General features: G+C 36.9%; 12 protein-coding genes, 14 tRNA genes, 2 rRNA genes, 1 pseudogene and 1 riboswitch. Of the genes and pseudogenes, 24 read left to right on the forward strand and 5 right to left on the reverse strand.

What is annotated here, in order from left to right:
- The 23 genes from E3U55_RS11680 to E3U55_RS11790 all read left to right on the forward strand — a co-directional run.
- Positions 1-99, forward strand: a 23S ribosomal RNA gene (locus E3U55_RS11680); the annotation flags it as partial.
- Positions 100-270: 171 nt separating this feature from the next.
- Positions 271-386 (forward strand): 5S ribosomal RNA (gene rrf / locus E3U55_RS11685).
- 40 nt (positions 387-426) lie between these two features.
- Positions 427-501, forward strand: a tRNA-Asn gene (locus E3U55_RS11690).
- 7 nt (positions 502-508) lie between these two features.
- Positions 509-600 (forward strand) — tRNA-Ser (locus E3U55_RS11695).
- Between the two features lie 12 nt (positions 601-612).
- Positions 613-684: transfer RNA gene (locus E3U55_RS11700), tRNA-Glu, on the forward strand.
- A gap of 33 nt (positions 685-717) precedes the next feature.
- Positions 718-793: transfer RNA gene (locus E3U55_RS11705), tRNA-Val, on the forward strand.
- A gap of 64 nt (positions 794-857) precedes the next feature.
- Positions 858-934, forward strand: a tRNA-Met gene (locus tag E3U55_RS11710).
- Positions 935-939: 5 nt separating this feature from the next.
- Positions 940-1,016, forward strand: a tRNA-Asp gene (locus tag E3U55_RS11715).
- A gap of 24 nt (positions 1,017-1,040) precedes the next feature.
- A tRNA-Phe gene (locus E3U55_RS11720) sits at positions 1,041-1,116 on the forward strand.
- A gap of 6 nt (positions 1,117-1,122) precedes the next feature.
- Positions 1,123-1,207, forward strand: a tRNA-Tyr gene (locus E3U55_RS11725).
- 26 nt (positions 1,208-1,233) lie between these two features.
- Positions 1,234-1,307: transfer RNA gene (locus E3U55_RS11730), tRNA-Trp, on the forward strand.
- An 11-nt stretch (positions 1,308-1,318) separates the two neighbouring features.
- Positions 1,319-1,391: transfer RNA gene (locus E3U55_RS11735), tRNA-His, on the forward strand.
- Between the two features lie 6 nt (positions 1,392-1,397).
- Positions 1,398-1,472 (forward strand) — tRNA-Gln (locus E3U55_RS11740).
- Between the two features lie 2 nt (positions 1,473-1,474).
- Positions 1,475-1,549: transfer RNA gene (locus E3U55_RS11745), tRNA-Gly, on the forward strand.
- 10 nt (positions 1,550-1,559) lie between these two features.
- Positions 1,560-1,630: transfer RNA gene (locus E3U55_RS11750), tRNA-Cys, on the forward strand.
- Between the two features lie 523 nt (positions 1,631-2,153).
- On the forward strand, positions 2,154-3,485 hold the full coding sequence (locus E3U55_RS11755; protein WP_134340753.1) for an ABC transporter substrate-binding protein: 1,332 nt from the start codon (positions 2,154-2,156) through the stop codon (positions 3,483-3,485).
- 83 nt (positions 3,486-3,568) lie between these two features.
- On the forward strand, positions 3,569-4,462 hold the full coding sequence (locus E3U55_RS11760) for a carbohydrate ABC transporter permease (RefSeq protein WP_134340677.1): 894 nt from the start codon (positions 3,569-3,571) through the stop codon (positions 4,460-4,462).
- 18 nt (positions 4,463-4,480) lie between these two features.
- Positions 4,481-5,323, forward strand: coding sequence for a carbohydrate ABC transporter permease (locus E3U55_RS11765; protein WP_134340678.1), 843 nt, complete (start codon positions 4,481-4,483; stop codon positions 5,321-5,323).
- Positions 5,324-5,464: 141 nt separating this feature from the next.
- Positions 5,465-5,658: riboswitch (cobalamin riboswitch) on the forward strand.
- Positions 5,659-5,794: 136 nt separating this feature from the next.
- A complete protein-coding gene (locus E3U55_RS11770; RefSeq protein ID WP_134340679.1) occupies positions 5,795-8,074 on the forward strand; it encodes a ribonucleoside-diphosphate reductase subunit alpha in 2,280 nt (759 codons plus the stop codon).
- 14 nt (positions 8,075-8,088) lie between these two features.
- The gene (locus E3U55_RS11775) at positions 8,089-9,129 is read left to right on the forward strand and encodes a ribonucleotide-diphosphate reductase subunit beta (protein WP_134340680.1); all 1,041 of its coding nucleotides are present in this window, start codon (positions 8,089-8,091) and stop codon (positions 9,127-9,129) included.
- 87 nt (positions 9,130-9,216) lie between these two features.
- Complete coding sequence (locus E3U55_RS11780; protein ID WP_134340681.1) at positions 9,217-10,047, forward strand: GNAT family N-acetyltransferase; 831 nt, start codon at positions 9,217-9,219, stop codon at positions 10,045-10,047.
- A 58-nt stretch (positions 10,048-10,105) separates the two neighbouring features.
- A tRNA-Leu gene (locus E3U55_RS11785) sits at positions 10,106-10,187 on the forward strand.
- A gap of 356 nt (positions 10,188-10,543) precedes the next feature.
- Complete coding sequence (locus E3U55_RS11790) at positions 10,544-11,407, forward strand: proline iminopeptidase-family hydrolase (protein ID WP_134340682.1); 864 nt, start codon at positions 10,544-10,546, stop codon at positions 11,405-11,407.
- Between the two features lie 157 nt (positions 11,408-11,564).
- On the opposite strand, the gene E3U55_RS11795 is transcribed toward E3U55_RS11790, so the two are convergent.
- Genes E3U55_RS11795 through E3U55_RS11805 form a run of 3 tightly spaced genes read right to left on the reverse strand, consistent with a single transcriptional unit; the run spans position 11,565 to position 13,828 of the window.
- Complete coding sequence (locus E3U55_RS11795; RefSeq protein ID WP_134340683.1) at positions 11,565-12,410, reverse strand: MetQ/NlpA family ABC transporter substrate-binding protein; 846 nt, start codon at positions 12,408-12,410, stop codon at positions 11,565-11,567.
- A 13-nt stretch (positions 12,411-12,423) separates the two neighbouring features.
- On the reverse strand, positions 12,424-13,086 hold the full coding sequence (locus E3U55_RS11800; protein ID WP_134340684.1) for a methionine ABC transporter permease: 663 nt from the start codon (positions 13,084-13,086) through the stop codon (positions 12,424-12,426).
- A complete protein-coding gene (locus E3U55_RS11805) occupies positions 13,079-13,828 on the reverse strand; it encodes a methionine ABC transporter ATP-binding protein (RefSeq protein WP_134340685.1) in 750 nt (249 codons plus the stop codon). The genes E3U55_RS11800 and E3U55_RS11805 overlap by 8 nt, the downstream gene beginning before the upstream one ends.
- A 257-nt stretch (positions 13,829-14,085) precedes the next feature.
- Here E3U55_RS11805 and rpmG point away from each other — a divergent pair.
- A pseudogene (gene rpmG / locus E3U55_RS11810) lies at positions 14,086-14,169 on the forward strand (50S ribosomal protein L33); the annotation flags it as partial.
- A 277-nt stretch (positions 14,170-14,446) separates the two neighbouring features.
- Here rpmG and E3U55_RS11815 read toward each other — a convergent pair.
- Together E3U55_RS11815 and E3U55_RS11820 are read right to left on the reverse strand one after the other, a co-directional pair.
- A complete protein-coding gene (locus E3U55_RS11815; protein ID WP_134340686.1) occupies positions 14,447-15,091 on the reverse strand; it encodes a hypothetical protein in 645 nt (214 codons plus the stop codon).
- Between the two features lie 6 nt (positions 15,092-15,097).
- Positions 15,098-15,847, reverse strand: coding sequence for a hypothetical protein (locus E3U55_RS11820; RefSeq protein ID WP_134340687.1), 750 nt, complete (start codon positions 15,845-15,847; stop codon positions 15,098-15,100).
- Between the last annotated feature and the right edge of the window lie 110 nt (positions 15,848-15,957).

Raw genomic sequence — 15,957 nt, forward strand, 5'->3', positions numbered from 1 at the left:
AAGTAAGATCCCTCAGAGACGATGAGGTTGATAGGTCCGAGGTGTAAGCGTGGTGACACGTGAAGCTGACGGATACTAATCGATCGAGGACTTAACTTCGAAGATGAAAAGACGTCCCGTTTTTCAGACTTTCGAGCGTTCGTATTTAGTTTTGAAGGTACTAACCTTTAAAAATATTAAACTTTCACTTGCATTTTTCAGCGAAGGTGAATATAATATTATTTGTCTCGGAAATTTTCGAGCTACATAAATAACAAGAACAAAAACTAGTCCGGTGGCGATGGCAGAGAGGTCACACCTGTTCCCATGCCGAACACAGAAGTTAAGCTCTCTAGCGCCGATGGTAATTGGGGTGTTTCCCCTGTGAGAGTAGGACGCTGCCGGGCTGATAATTTTTCTTTTCCTTCGTGGACAGTCTAATAACATTCCAGCGTAGCTCAGTGGTAGAGCAATCGGCTGTTAACCGATTGGTCGCAGGTTCGAATCCTGCCGCTGGAGCCATTAATTTGGAGAGCTGTCCGAGTGGTCGAAGGAGCACGATTGGAAATCGTGTAGGCCGCTACCGCGGTCTCGAGGGTTCGAATCCCTCGCTCTCCGCCATAATTTTAATATGGCCCGTTGGTCAAGCGGTTAAGACACCGCCCTTTCACGGCGGTAACACGGGTTCGAGTCCCGTACGGGTCATCATCAAATTAACATTTGCACATCATGTGCTTCGGAGGATTAGCTCAGCTGGGAGAGCACTTGCCTTACAAGCAAGGGGTCGGTGGTTCGAGTCCGCCATCCTCCACCATTAACATTTTAATAGTTAAATCATATTATAGTCAGGAATCTTAAAAAAGGTTCTTTGATAACATCGCGGGGTGGAGCAGTTCGGTAGCTCGTCGGGCTCATAACCCGGAGGTCGCAGGTTCAAATCCTGTCCCCGCAACCAAATATGGTCCGGTAGTTCAGCTGGTTAGAATGCCTGCCTGTCACGCAGGAGGTCGCGGGTTCGAGTCCCGTCCGGACCGCCATTACATATAAATAACTCTTTTATTGGCTCGGTAGCTCAGTCGGTAGAGCAACGGACTGAAAATCCGTGTGTCGGCGGTTCGATTCCGTCCCGAGCCACCATTTTTTGGAGGGGTAGCGAAGTGGCTAAACGCGGCGGACTGTAAATCCGCTCCCTCAGGGTTCGGGAGTTCGAATCTCTCCCCCTCCACCATTTAAATTTAATATAATATAAAAAGTAGGGGTATAGTTTAATGGTAAAACGAAGGTCTCCAAAACCTTTGATGTGGGTTCGATTCCTACTACCCCTGCCATTTTAATTATGGCGGTCGTGGCGAAGTGGTTAACGCACCGGATTGTGGCTCCGGCACTCGTGGGTTCGATTCCCACCGATCGCCCTCTGTTGGGCCATGGCCAAGCGGTAAGGCAACGGTTTTTGGTACCGTCATGCGCTGGTTCGAATCCAGCTGGCCCAGCCATTGCGGAAGTAGTTCAGTGGTAGAACACCACCTTGCCAAGGTGGGGGTCGCGGGTTCGAATCCCGTCTTCCGCTCCATTTTTTATCTGGCGGCATAGCCAAGTGGTAAGGCAGAGGTCTGCAAAACCTTTATCACCGGTTCAAATCCGGTTGCCGCCTTTCTGAAATTCAAATAGAAACGATTGTTGGTAAATCATATTTGGTTTATCTTTTTTTGTAACTAGTGGTTAATTGTTTATAACAATTAACCACTTTTTTAGCTTTAATATAGGTTAGCTCTAAAATATATGTTAGGGTTTTGACTCTCCTCACTTAATCTCCTAATTTTGTAGACACTAATTAAAACAATAATGATTATTTATTATTAATAAATATCGTTTTTCTATTCCAAGTAGTTTTCTCTTACACTTATTTCTATTCTTACTTTATAATGAAATAATATTACATCATTGTCAAAGTCATATTGACATAAAATATCAACAGAATTATAATTAAACTAAAATTTCTGATAATTTTAAAAGTTTTACCTTTTTTCTTTCTTCTGTTTGAAAGCAATTATTATATGTCTGAAAACGCATTGATTTAATTTTTGCGTTTCAAATAATTAATAATATAGGGGGATGCATTTTTGAGAAGAATGTTTAGTTGGCATTGGATAATAGTTTTGTTGATATTTTTCTTTATGGCTTTCATAGTTGGTTGTGTGCCAGACGAAGCTCCTGTTGAAGATGATGAAAATACCGAAGAAGACAATAGTGATTCTCAGAATGATTCAGAAAATGATAATTCTTCAGATGAAGGTAATTTATCTGGTCAACTCGAAATTCAGTATTTCGTAGGTGGGTATGGTGATTCATGGTGGAAAGAAGTAATAGGTGATTTTAAGGAAGAATACCCGAATGTTGAAGTTGTCGAACATGCCGGTCCGAATATTAATGAAGAGATGAGATCTAGATGGGTTTCTGGCAATCCACCTGATGTCGTGTATATTGATGGTGCAGGTTCAAGTGAAACCCAAATGGTTGAAGATGGTCAGCTAATGAATTTGAGTGAATGGGCCAAAGAAATTGAACTGGAGGATGGTACACCTCTATTAGACAATTTTATAGCGGAGCCTGCATCTTATGATGGTGAATTGTACAGTCTACCACTAGTATTTGATACTTGGGGAACTTGGTACGATAAAGCTTGGTTTGAAGATGGAGGATATGAAGTACCAAAGGACTTTGAAAGCTTTATGAACACAATGGGAGATATTAAGGCTTCTGAAGACATTCCACCTTTTGTTACAACAGGTCAGTACCCTTATTATTTCTTAAGAGGAATGTTATATCCAGCATTTTCTGCATATGGCGGTGATGAGCTACTTGCTGGAGTAATTACCGGTGAAGAAGGTGCTTGGTCGAGTGAGGAAGTATTGACAGTTATGCAAAATGTACAACGAATGCAAGAGGAAGGATACATTGATCCTGGGTTCGGTGCTTTTAACCATACTCAATCGCAAATGAATTTCCTGCTTCATGAAAACGCATTTATTCCAGTTGGTTTCTGGCTGCCAAATGAGATGGCTGGTGATACACCTGAAAATTTCCAATATGGTTTTATTCCTTCACCTATGAATGAAGCTGGTGAGCCCATGGCGATTGTACCGGACTTACGACCTCTTGCCATTGCGGAAGAAGCTGAAAACCCTGAAGCAGCTAAGGCATTTGTTGATTTTGTGTTCACCAGAGAGTATGCAAAGTTATTCTCTGAACATACGGGTGCCATTATGAATATTTCAGGTGTAGACCTATCCCAAAACGAAAATGTACCTGAGTATTTAATAGAAGCGAATGCTATGATTAATGATCCAGAACAAGTTCAAATTTATCACAAGCCTCACCCTATGAGTGCTGATTTAGAAACGCCAATTAGCAATTCATTAGTTTCACTTATGCTTGGTAATATAACTGCAGAAAAATTTATAGAAGAAGCAGAAAAAGCAGCTGAAGAATACCGAAACAATCAATAACTTAACTTTTTAGAAATATATATGGAATGTGGGGTATTTTCTCTCTACATTCCATATACTTTTTAGGCGAAAAGAGTGATTACATGGTACAAAATAAAAAGCAAAAATATATCTTTCTTGCCTTTTGTTTAATTCCTACATTCGTTATGTTTAGTATCTTTACACTTTATCCATTATTCAGTGGACTATATTTTTCATTTTACGAGTGGTCTGGATCTTCACAATCTCGAGAATTTGTTGGTCTTAATAATTATATAAAATTATTTAAAGATGAAATCATTCCCGCTACAATATGGCATGATTATTTCTTAGTAGTGACAAAGGTTATTGGCATTATGATTCTTGCTCTTTTTATTGCTGTTGCTCTGACTCAACTAAAAATTAAGGAAGCGCCATTTTATCGAATCATCTTTTTCTTTCCAAATATAATGTCTGTTGTTGTGATAGGTATTTTGTGGATGTTTATTTATAATCCTAGCCTTGGTTTAGTAAATTCAGGGTTAGAAATCATTGGCTTAGAAAAATGGACAAAGCCTTGGCTTGGGGATGAAAAGTGGGCATTACCCAGTCTTGTTCTACCATCTATTTGGGCGGGTATCGGATTGTTTATGCTTTTATTAATGGGAGGTATTGCGAATATCTCTAAAAGCACTTATGAAGCAGCTCGAATTGATGGAGCAAATGAATGGCAGCAATTTTGGCATGTTACATTACCATTAATTTGGCCACAAATCAAAATCTCCATATTATACATAGTGATTACAACGTTAAATGGTTCATTTATTATCGTTCAGGTCATGACTGGTGGAGGACCAAATAATTCGACGCATGTAATGGGATCTTATCTGTATCAACAAGCATTCAAGCAATATAATTTTGGGTATGGTGCAACCATTGGGGTCATGATCTTAGTGGTATCACTAATAACGGTTTTATTACTACAATTTCTACTTAGAAGAGATAAGGTAGAGTATTAGGAAAAGGGGGGGGAACAAATGAAACGCACAGTGGGGCAATTGATGGCTAGAACAGCTCTTAGAGTTCCTCTATTCTTATGGACAGTAGCTGTACTGTATCCGATATTTTGGATGTTTCTAGGTTCATTTAAGACCAATGCTGAGATATATTCCAATCCATGGGGGCTACCTGAAACATTCAATTTTCAAAACTATGTAATGGCTTGGACAGATTATAATATTAGTACTAGTGTTTTCAATAGTTTAATCGTAACTGTATTAGGAGCTATTCTTTGTTTGATTTTAGCTATTCCAACAGCTTACGCCATAGAGAGAATCAAATTTAAAGGTAGTCACGTTCTTTTTACACTCTACATATCTGCCATGATGATTCCGATGGTCTTGGCATGGATTCCATTATTTTTCTTATTGGCTCAGTTGAATTTATTAGATAATTTGGTTGGGCTTGCAGTTGTTTACGCATTATCACAATTACCTTTTACGATTTTCGTTTTAACGAGTTTTATTAGTACAATCCCTAAATCCTTAGAAGAATCAGCGGCAATTGATGGCATGTCACCCTATGGAATTCTGTGGAAGATCGTAACACCATTAACGATGTCAGGCATCATAACCGTAACAATAATGAATACCATTCAATTTTGGAATGAATACTTTATGGCCCTTATATTCTTGCAATCAGAAGGAAACTACACGCTTGCTTTAGCAATTGATTATATCAGCAATGAAGCACAGTATACAAATGCTTGGGGGACGTTATTTGCAAGTCTAGTTATTGCTATTATTCCAGTTATTATTTTGTATGCGATCTTCCAGAGACGAATTACAAAAGGAATGACAGAAGGAGCAATAAAAGGATAAATAAAATGTCACGATAATATCGTGGCATTTTAATCTTTAATATTAATATTTATCTTAAAACCCTCTTGTTATATTTATTAATATCTTTTATAATGAGAAACACACAATATATTGCGTTTGTTTTAATTTAAAAAACTATATATAGTATTAACTTATTAAGATGCATATTGCTTAATAGGGAATCTGGTGTAAATCCAGAACTGCCCCCGCAACTGTAAGCGTAGACGAAATGGTTTGCCACTTTATAAGTTACTCATGTGAATGGGTTATTATAAGGGAAGGTCCAGAGTAGGTAGAACGCGAGTCAGGAGACCTGTCTTAATAAGTAAAGTTTCACACTCTTCGGGGATTGAGAGAATGAGACGATAGTGACAAAGTTAGTTAATGATGCTTAAGCATGTTTTCTAATGAATCTTATCGTTTTATTCGCTTCTCCTCGGGAAGCGAATTTTTTATTTTGGAGGGATTTGTATGTCAGTCAAAACTCAAATGAAAACGGTGGTTCTTAAAAATAGTGAAGAAAATGAATACTTTGATCATCAGAGATTAAGTACATATATCGATCAAATGGCGATAAATTTTAGCCACCTGGATTTAGAATCTTTTAAATCCAAAATAATAGACTCATTAGCAACAAAAGAATCTATTACGGAAGAACAAATTACTAATGAAATTTTGTTAAGAGGACTTGAGAATATAAGTCCTGATGAACCTGATTGGACTTATGTCTGTGCACGAGTCTTTATTAATCAGCTATATAAATCTGCAGCTAATAATAGAGGGTATAGCTCTAATCAATTCTATGGCAGTTACTATGATTTACAAGTTCAACTCAATAACTTAAATATTTATAGTGACTTACTTTTAACCAATTATACAAGAGAAGAATTTAATGAATTGGAGAAAATCATTTGTCCTGAACGAGATCAGTTATTTAACTATATTGGCATTCGAACATTAGCTGATCGTTATTTAGCTAGAGATCATGAAGGAAATGTATTTGAATTACCTCAAGAACGATTCTTAACGATTGCGATGACTTTAATGGTTGATGAACCAAAGGAAAATCGTCTAGAACTTGTGAAAGAAGCTTACTGGGCTTTAAGTAATCTATATATGACCGTAGCGACACCTACTTTAGCTAACGCAGGTAAATCCTATGGACAGTTATCAAGCTGCTTTATTGATACCGTAGATGATAGCTTACAAGGAATTTATGATTCTAACACGGATATTGCTAACCTGTCTAAAAACGGTGGAGGTATTGGCGTATATCTTGGAAAGATCCGTTCGCACGGTAGTACTATTAAAGGGTTCAAGGGTGTATCTAGTGGCGTCATGCCCTGGATGAAACAATTAAATAACACGGCAGTAAGTGTGGATCAACTAGGTCAACGTCAGGGAGCGATCGCAGTTTACTTAGATGTTTGGCATAAGGATATTTTTAAATTTTTAGATGCAAAACTAAATAATGGTGATGAGCGTCAGCGTACGCACGACTTGTTTACTGGAGCTTGTATTCCTGATTTATTTATGGAAAAAGTTGAGGCGCGAGAGGATTGGTACTTATTTGATCCTCATGAAGTTCGAGAAGTCATGGGCTTTAGTTTGGAGGACTTCTATGATGAAGAACACGGTTCTGGTACATTTCGTCTAAAGTATGATGAGTGCGTTAATCACCCCAACTTAACGAAAGAAAAAGTACCAGCTATAGAAATTATGAAAAGAATAATGGTAAGTCAATTAGAAACAGGTACGCCTTATATGTTTTATCGAGATGAGGCTAATCGTAAAAATCCAAACAATCATAAAGGGATGATATACTGTTCAAATCTATGTACAGAAATCATGCAAAACCAAAGCCCAACAACAGTTGAAGAACAAACAACTAAAGACGGCAAAATTGTGATCACTAAAAATCCTGGTGATTTTGTCGTATGTAACTTATCTAGTATTAATCTGGGGAGAGCGGTTCCGAATGATGTACTTGAACGTTTAATCCCAATACAGGTAAGGATGTTAGACAATGTTATTGATTTAAATCATATACCTGTGTTGCAAGCTCAATTAACAAATAAAAATTATCGAGCAGTCGGTCTTGGGACATTCGGTTATCATCACTTATTAGCATTAGAAGGTATCAAATGGGAATCAGATGAAGCTGTTGAATTTGCCAATCACCTTTATGAAAAAATTAGTTATTTAACGATACATGCCAGTATGACATTAGCCAAAGAAAAGGGAGCTTATCCTTATTTCTCAGATTCAAAATGGGAAGATGGACGTTATTTTGAGGAGCGTGGCTATAGTTCTGCTAAATGGAATGAGTTAAGACAAGAGATCCAAACTTATGGTATTCGAAATGGTTACCTGATGGCTGTAGCACCTAACTCAAGTACAAGCCTGATCGCAGGAAGTACCGCTAGTATTGATCCTATTTTTAAAAAGTTCTACTCCGAAGAGAAGAAAAACTATAAGATACCAGTAACAGCTCCAGACTTAAACGCAAAGACATTTTGGTTATATAAATCAGCCTATGACATCGATCATACATGGAGTATTAAACAAAATGCAGTACGTCAAAAACACGTGGATCAATCTATTTCATTTAATTTTTATGTTAAGAACGACATCAAGGCAAAAGAACTATTAGATTTACACTTATACGCATGGAAATCAGGTTTGAAAACGACTTATTATACAAGATCAACATCGTCCGAAATCGAAGACTGTGAAAGCTGCGCATCTTAAGGGAGGAGTACGAAATGAGCCAATTAATGAAGGAAAGAAAATTATATGATATCAACGCTCCAAATGCCTCAACCGGCATCATTAATGGAGAAAGTTCAAATGTTTTAAACTGGGATGATGTTCGCTTTAATTGGGCTTATCCCATGTATAAAAATATGCTAGCTAACTTCTGGACACCTTTTGAGATTAATATGTCGAATGACCGTAAGCAATGGCCAGAACTATCAAGCGATGAACAGGAAACTTTTAAAAAGATTATAGGACTACTAGCATTTCTTGACTCCATTCAAACCGATTATTCTTCGAAAGTCGCAGATTATTTAACGGATTCAAGTCTGGCAGCATTAATGCAAGTACTCTCGTTTCAAGAAGTGGTTCATAACCAATCGTACTCTTATGTGTTATCGTCGTTAGTTGATAAACATGAACAGGATCAAATTTTTGAATACTGGAAACACGATGAAATCTTATTAGAACGCAATAATTTTATCGCAGAAGGTTATGAGCGTTTTGTTGAAGAAAAAACACCACAAGCCTTTATTGAATCTGTTGTTTATGATGTTGTTTTAGAAGGGTTGTTCTTTTACGCAGGGTTTGCGTTCTTCTACAACCTCGCACGCAATCAAAAGATGGTTTCAACGAGTACGATGATTAACTATATTAATCGCGATGAATTAATTCATGTAAACTTGTTTGCTCATATTTTCAAAGAGACTCTTAACGAGAATCCAGAACTCGATACTAAAGAAAACATGCAATTTGTAACCGATACGTTTAAGAAAGCTGTTGATTTAGAAGTGAAATGGGGACAGCACATTATTGGGAATAAGATTGATGGCATTAACATGAATGAGCTTGAGGATTACATTAAGTACACAGCTAATAAGCGTTGTAAATTATTAGGAGTAGACGCACCCTATCCTGAGATCAAAGGTAATCCATTAAAATGGATTAAAGCCTATAAGGAAGTCGATGAAGGAAAGTCCGATTTCTTCGAGCAAAAATCCCGTCAGTATACCAAAGTATCTGATACAAATGGGTTTGATGAATTATAATACTATTTAGGCAGGTTTTGAAAAATAAACCTGCCTATTTTTTGTGGTTCATTTATAATGGAGATATTGGGTTAGGGGGAGAAAAAGATGCATGAATTAAAGTTAGAAGATTTTAATACAATTAATCATCTATTAGACACAGACTATCACTTTCCTGAAATCAGAGCTGTTGTTGAAGGTAATCAACCTGGATGGGTATTTGTAGATCGTATTGAAGAACCGCATACAGCAATGATTTTTGTAGGTGAAGCGAATGGCTTTATGTTTGTTGGGGAGATAATTGATGAATTCCTTCAAGGATTAAATCCATTTATAGAGGAAGTAATAAAACCTAGACTATTAGAAGACGGGATTAATTACTTTGAGTGTTCTGGATCTAGTCCAAAGTGGAATCAGGCATTAAAGAATGAGTTAATAAAGAATTGGTATGTTAAAGAGTGGGAATGCCTGCTATTTGAATTTAAAGAAGCACAGTTTGATTTAGAAAAGAGCTTGAGTCACAAGCAAGTGAGAAAAGTGAATGAGGCGTTGTTGGAGGATAGAGCTATAGAAAATAGAGATTGGCTTTTAGAAGTTATTAAACCTTACTGGAGATCCATGAATGACTTTTATGATAAAGGTATTGGTTATGTAGTCATAGATGATAATCAGATTGTTAGTGTTTGTCATTCTTGTTATGTTGCAGGAGATGTGTATAAAGTCGATATTGTAACGCTGAAGGATTATAGAAAAAAGGGGTATGCTAGATTAGTTGCACAAGCTTACATAGCTGATTGTCTAGCGAACGATAAAGTGCCATATTGGGACTGTATGATTGAAAATGTAGCTTCACATAAACTAGCTGAGTCACTTGGTTTTGAAGTAGAAGATGTTGCGAATTATTATGACTTTTACTTTAAGCAAGATACGATTGACTAATTAAGTAAATACGTGTTATATTTATATCTGTCGTTAGCAACAGAATATCTTATAACATGCCGGTGTGGCGGAATTGGCAGACGCGCACGACTCAAAATCGTGTTCCTCACGGAGTGTCGGTTCGAACCCGACCACCGGTATCTTTAATTAGAAAATTAAATTTAAAAACAAAAAAACTCACAAACGTTGATACATCAATGTTTGTGAGTTTTTTGTTTTGTGAAAATTCCCAATGTCCCCATTCCACATGAATTTAAGAGACACTCGCTTAACTAAAAATTGAAATACCTTTTGTATAAATTAACGTGAAGTGTTGTTTTAATTTGCTTTAATTTGTAACATTTGTTGAATACGTTGATAATAGTGTTTAGAAGTAAAAAAGGAGGAGGGAGCACAGGTTTTTGTGTTAGAGAACTAGAGCAAGCAACTTATAGATATGCTAAAGTGTACTTTAAATATATAAAATAAAAAACTACATAGAAAAGGTGGTTAAGGAATGTCAACGAAGGAAGGTTATATTGATGTAACTGGTGGCAAGGTATGGTATCAAATGCATAATTATGAATCCGATCAAACACCAGTCATTGTGTTACATGGTGGACCAGGTTCGTCGCATTGGTCCTTGCAAGTATTAAAAGCTTTAGCGGATGAACGGCCCGTAGTTTTTTATGATCAATTAGGTTGTGGTAAATCTGACTGTCCAGACGATACGTCATTATGGCATATCGACCGTTTTGTAGAGGAATTGCATCAAATAAAAGAAACCCTAAAACTTAAAAAATTTCATATACTAGGACATTCTTGGGGAACTACACTTGCGGCAGCTTATTATTTTAAGCATCCGGAAGGCGTGAAAAGCATTATTTTTTCTAGTCCATGCTTAAGTGCTCCAATATGGGCAAAAGACCAAGACCGAAATCGAAAAGAATTGCCCCAAAATGTGCAGCAAACATTAAAAGATTGTGAAGAAAACGGAACAACAGATTCAGAAGCGTATAAAGAAGCAACGGCTGTATTTAATAAACATTTTGTATTACGACTTGATGAAAAGCCTGATTGGTTAAAAGAGGGAGCGAAGTATAGAGGTTCTAAAGTTTATAATGTGATGTGGGGCCCGTCTGAATTCCATGTCACAGGAAATCTTAAAAACTTGGATTGCACAGCGCAGTTAGAAAGGATCACCGTTCCGACCCTATACACCTGTGGGCGCTATGACGAAGCAACACCTGAATCCACAAAATATTTTAGTGATCTTACACCCAATAGTAGTTTTCATGTTTTTGAAAACAGTGCGCATATGGCTTACATAGAAGAACATGATCAGTACATTCAGGTGATGAGGGATTTTTTGAATAAGTAGGAATAGCGGTTGGGTCTATTATGACACATCGGTAAATTTAATCTGTAAAAAATTAAGGGTCAGGCCCCCCATATGGACAATGTCCACGAGGAGGGCCTGACCCTGACTCTGACACTTACAATAATATATGTCAGAGGAATGATGTACAATTCGGTTTTTAAAATGCCGGAATAGAAGCGTCGCCTTCACGAGAGTTTAAAAATTCGCGTACCTCTTCGCTCGTCATTGCCTCAGCTAATTTTTGAATCAATTCTGAGTCCACATTATCTTCACGTGCGACTAATGTAATGGCGAATTTATTATCTTCTTTTTCTGTGATAAGCGCATCGTCAGCTGGCGTTAAATCTAAGTTACCCGCATGTGTCGGGTTAACTATAACGCCATCAAAATCTTCATATAAACGAGTTAATGCCGCTATACCTGCTTGCTCGAAACTAAAGTTGTGTGAGTCTTCTTTAATATCATCTAGTCCATACTGTTCGCCGTCTATTTCTTTCAGTTCAATTAAATTGTGTGAAGCTAATAGGCGAAGGGTACGATCGATGTTGGATGGATCGTTTGCAATACCAATCGATGCGTCCTCTGGAAACTCTTCAACGCTAGCGTAATCTTTTGCATAAAGGCCGAAATTAGCATAATAAATCGGCTGTACTTCTGTTAAATTAGCATCTTTGTTTTGGTTGAACTGTTTCATAAATGGAACATGTTGTGAGAAGTTAGCATCAACCTCTTCGTTTGCTAGTGCTACGTTTGGTTGAATATAGTCACCCATTTCAACAACCTCTACGTTAATATTGTCTTCAGCGAGAATTTCCTTTGCAATTTCTACAACGTCTAACATAGGTGATTCAACCACAGCAACTCTTATTGTTTGTTCTTTATTTTCACTTTCAACATTATTATCATCACTTGAGCTTTCTGTGTCCTTACTGTCGTTGCTGTCGCTACATGCGACTAGCACAGATGTTAGGACTATCATCATAATTATGAATAATTTCTTCATTAGTAATTTCCCCTTATCTTTTGTCTATTTTTCTTGCTAATGTAATGCCAGCATATTGAATGAGTTGTACAAATATCACCATAATAATGATAATATAAATCATCAAATCGGTTCGAAATTGTAGGTAACCGTAACGTATGGCGAAATCACCGATTCCACCACCACCAACGACTCCCATAATGGTTGAGTAAGAAATAAAGCTAATCGTTGATGTGGTCATGCTTAAGACGAGTGCTGAGCGTGCTTCAACGTACAAAAATTTAAAGATAATATCTTTACTCGAGGCACCCATTGAAACAGCTGCTTCCATGACGCCTTTAGGGACATCGAGAAGCGATTGCTCTGCCAGACGAGAATAGTGCGCAATGGCGATCACGGTCATTGGGACGGTCGCAGCTGCTGTACCAATCGCCGTTCCCATAATAAAGCGGGTGAACGGAATCATAAAGATAACAAGTAACAAAAATGGAAACGAACGAATAATGTTCACGATTAAGTTTAACGATGAAAAGACAACTTGATTTTCAAGCAATTGTCCTTTGCGACACAGAAATAAAAATGTGCCAACTGGAAGTCCAATTAACAATGCTGCTAGTATTGAAAAACCAACCATAATAAATGTTTCGCCAATCGACACCCAAATCTCTGTTTGGTACTCAACTAATATATCAGGCATGGTTGATGTCTCCACTTGATTTCAATCGTTTGATAAATCCTTCTGCACTATGTTCCATTTTATGTACACCTGTCGGCTCAGTCTCAATTTCTTTATAAACTCGACCATCTGCCATAACCGTCACTCGCTCACAGATGCTTTTGATTACTTCCATTTCGTGACTCACTATAACAATGGTGACGCCAAATTCTTGATTAATCCGTTGTAATACTTCGAGCACTTCCGCAGTTGTATTCGGATCAAGCGATGACGTCGGTTCATCACATAACAACACTTTAGGCTGGTTGACAATCGCACGTGCAATAGCGACTCGTTGCTTTTGCCCGCCACTAAGCTGACTCGGATATTGATTTTTTAACGTTTCCAGGCCGACAAACCGCAAACTCTCCACGATTTTTTCTGCCCGACCTTTTTTCGGTGTCTTAGCTAGTTCTAAAGGCATGACAACATTATCGAAAACTGTTTTATTGCCGATTAAATGATACCCTTGGAAAATCATAGCTAACGACTGACGGATCTGACGGATTCGCTTACCTTTTAGATGATTTAGCGTTTCTCCATCAATGATCACGTCTCCTTCATCAGGCTGCTCGATTAAGTTCATCATACGCAGTAATGTTGATTTCCCTGCACCACTCGCACCGATAATTCCATGAATTTCGCCCGATTTTATACTTAACGATACCGACTGTATGGCTTCAAAAGAGCCGAACCGTTTGCTGACATTATTTAAAGTAATCATAAAAAAACCCCTTCCTTAAATGAAAGGTGATTCAAAACATACCTAGTTATTATAACTTATATCCACGTCAATTAACAACGGTTGAAGGCTGTAAGGATAGCTTGCAGTATAATTTTTAAGTAAACGTAATTTAGAGGCAGGCGTGCTTGCTGAAAATGAGATGAAACAAGATTGTGACTTTATTTAAAGATTAACTACCACCGTTTTCTGTTGAGTAATGAAAATTTTAGTTGAATTCAAGATTATAAGGGGTAAGTATGAGAATCAATATTACCTTAGTGTGTACAGAAACAGGAGATCTAAATTATCATACAACTAATAACAAGAGGAATAACCCAGAGTGATTGGAGATAATACATTCCTCACCTTATAAAGACACGTTACATAGAGAATCAAAATAATTAGTTGCTTTTTTTACGTAGAAGATTATTCTTGAAAGAAGAGGCTGAGAGAAAAATTACTAATTTAATCAAAAAGCCGTACAATGATTGAAGAGTTAATCATCATACGACTTTGTGTTTACGCTTTCGTCTAAAGTGAAGACACTTCTTAAGCGAAAAAGCTCTCTCTTATTCAAAAAGGGACTCATCTCTATGACTAATAGTGGGCCAGATTATTTTAAGCCCCTTCAGTTTCAGTAGTTTGATCTTCATTATTTACAAGATCTGTAGAACTGATTAAACGAACTCCATTTGTTATTGACTCATATAGTCCTAAATAAGTCAGTAATAATGCTAGGAAAATAACTTCTACACTAACCCATATGAAATCAGAGATGAACTCTTGAGAAGCCAACATACTTCTAACATAATTACCTAAAACTCGGTCTACAAAAGTTAAAATATAAGCAAGAGGTAACAATGTCATTATTCTGTCACCAATTTTTTTGTTAGAGTTGGAGTAATTACGCTGCCTAAACGTATTTGCTAGGTTAGAGTGAACGTTCCATGCACCGTACAAGTTGTAAATGGGGATTAGAAAACTCCAAACTGATTTACTGGGCTTAATGGGATAACTTATGTTGTAATATTGCATGTCTATATGGACTTTATACATCCATATAAAATATACGAGGTATATTATAAATAATGAGACAACAATAAAAATGTTGATTGCTTGTTCCATTTGCGCTAGAGATAGGTATAAATCGTAATTAATTACATAAGAAATTGTGGTGGATAAAGCTACTAATTCAGCCAAAATAATTACATATAGTAAGGTTCGTAAAATTTTACCAGAAGTTTCAGATGCTAGTTTATTCATTAATAATCACCTTTCATGTTCTAAATTTAAATTCTCAAGAAAATTAATCGCCTCTTGTAAGGTCGACACATATACGATTTTTAATTTTAGGTCCTCTTCTTTTAATACATTGCTTGCTTCTCTTTGATTGCTAGACTCCCCGTAATACACCGCATCTTTAGGTACAAAAAAGATATCTACACCATTTTCTTCTGCAGTTAAGAGTTTATAGCGTATGGCCCCAACTGACCCTACAGATTGATCCTCTTCAATTGTTCCTGTTCCAGATATTAATATAGAGCCTTTTCTTGAATAGTCTTTATTTAGCTCTTCTTCTAACAGCCCAATAGCAATCATTAGTCCAAAAGAATCGCCATAATATTCTGAGGCCTCGTGAATGATATCAGATATTCTATCTTGATTTTCAACTACAGTCTGATGTTCATTGGTTAAATTAACTGCGTTTACAATGGTTTGCTCCTTATAATGTTGAACATCTTCTTCGTATTCTTTAGTAAAGTAATTATATTCATAATCACTAAGAGGAAGATACTCTATATCGTCATATTGCATATCTAGAAAGAATTTTTCTAAGTAATTCTTGATTATACCTGAATGAACATATGTAAAATATACACTCCCGTCTATACCTAACTCAGTTACTGTTTCAATGTCCCCTTTGGCTGTAAACTCTTCATGTATTGGTTGTAAAAGTAGATAAGAAACGATTAGTGGAATTACCAGCAGTAGAATGCTTATTCTAGCTTCTTTACTCATTTTAACCTTCAGTAGCTACACCTCCTGTCTAAGTCTTTATAACTAATATATCGGAAATCGGTAAATAATTTTGACTATTATACGAAAATGCTTTTTGTGGAGAGGTTAAT

The sequence above is a fragment of the Filobacillus milosensis genome (genome assembly GCF_004402015.1).
In the GTDB taxonomy this organism is placed as follows: Bacteria; Bacillota; Bacilli; order Bacillales; family Alkalibacillaceae; genus Filobacillus; species Filobacillus milosensis.

Bases quoted from the DNA above. Each gene is read 5' to 3' on its own strand.
- E3U55_RS11760 (WP_134340677.1), top strand. From the start codon at position 3,569: ATGGTACAAAATAAAAAGCAAAAATATATCTTTCTTGCCTTTTGTTTA.
- E3U55_RS11775 (WP_134340680.1), top strand. From the start codon at position 8,089: ATGAGCCAATTAATGAAGGAAAGAAAATTATATGATATCAACGCTCCA.
- E3U55_RS11805 (WP_134340685.1), bottom strand. From the start codon at position 13,828: ATGATTACTTTAAATAATGTCAGCAAACGGTTCGGCTCTTTTGAAGCC.
- E3U55_RS11755 (WP_134340753.1), top strand. From the start codon at position 2,154: ATGGCTTTCATAGTTGGTTGTGTGCCAGACGAAGCTCCTGTTGAAGAT.
- E3U55_RS11815 (WP_134340686.1), bottom strand. From the start codon at position 15,091: ATGAATAAACTAGCATCTGAAACTTCTGGTAAAATTTTACGAACCTTA.
- E3U55_RS11820 (WP_134340687.1), bottom strand. From the start codon at position 15,847: ATGAGTAAAGAAGCTAGAATAAGCATTCTACTGCTGGTAATTCCACTA.
- E3U55_RS11765 (WP_134340678.1), top strand. From the start codon at position 4,481: ATGAAACGCACAGTGGGGCAATTGATGGCTAGAACAGCTCTTAGAGTT.
- E3U55_RS11770 (WP_134340679.1), top strand. From the start codon at position 5,795: ATGTCAGTCAAAACTCAAATGAAAACGGTGGTTCTTAAAAATAGTGAA.
- E3U55_RS11780 (WP_134340681.1), top strand. From the start codon at position 9,217: ATGCATGAATTAAAGTTAGAAGATTTTAATACAATTAATCATCTATTA.
- E3U55_RS11800 (WP_134340684.1), bottom strand. From the start codon at position 13,086: ATGCCTGATATATTAGTTGAGTACCAAACAGAGATTTGGGTGTCGATT.
- E3U55_RS11795 (WP_134340683.1), bottom strand. From the start codon at position 12,410: ATGAAGAAATTATTCATAATTATGATGATAGTCCTAACATCTGTGCTA.
- E3U55_RS11790 (WP_134340682.1), top strand. From the start codon at position 10,544: ATGTCAACGAAGGAAGGTTATATTGATGTAACTGGTGGCAAGGTATGG.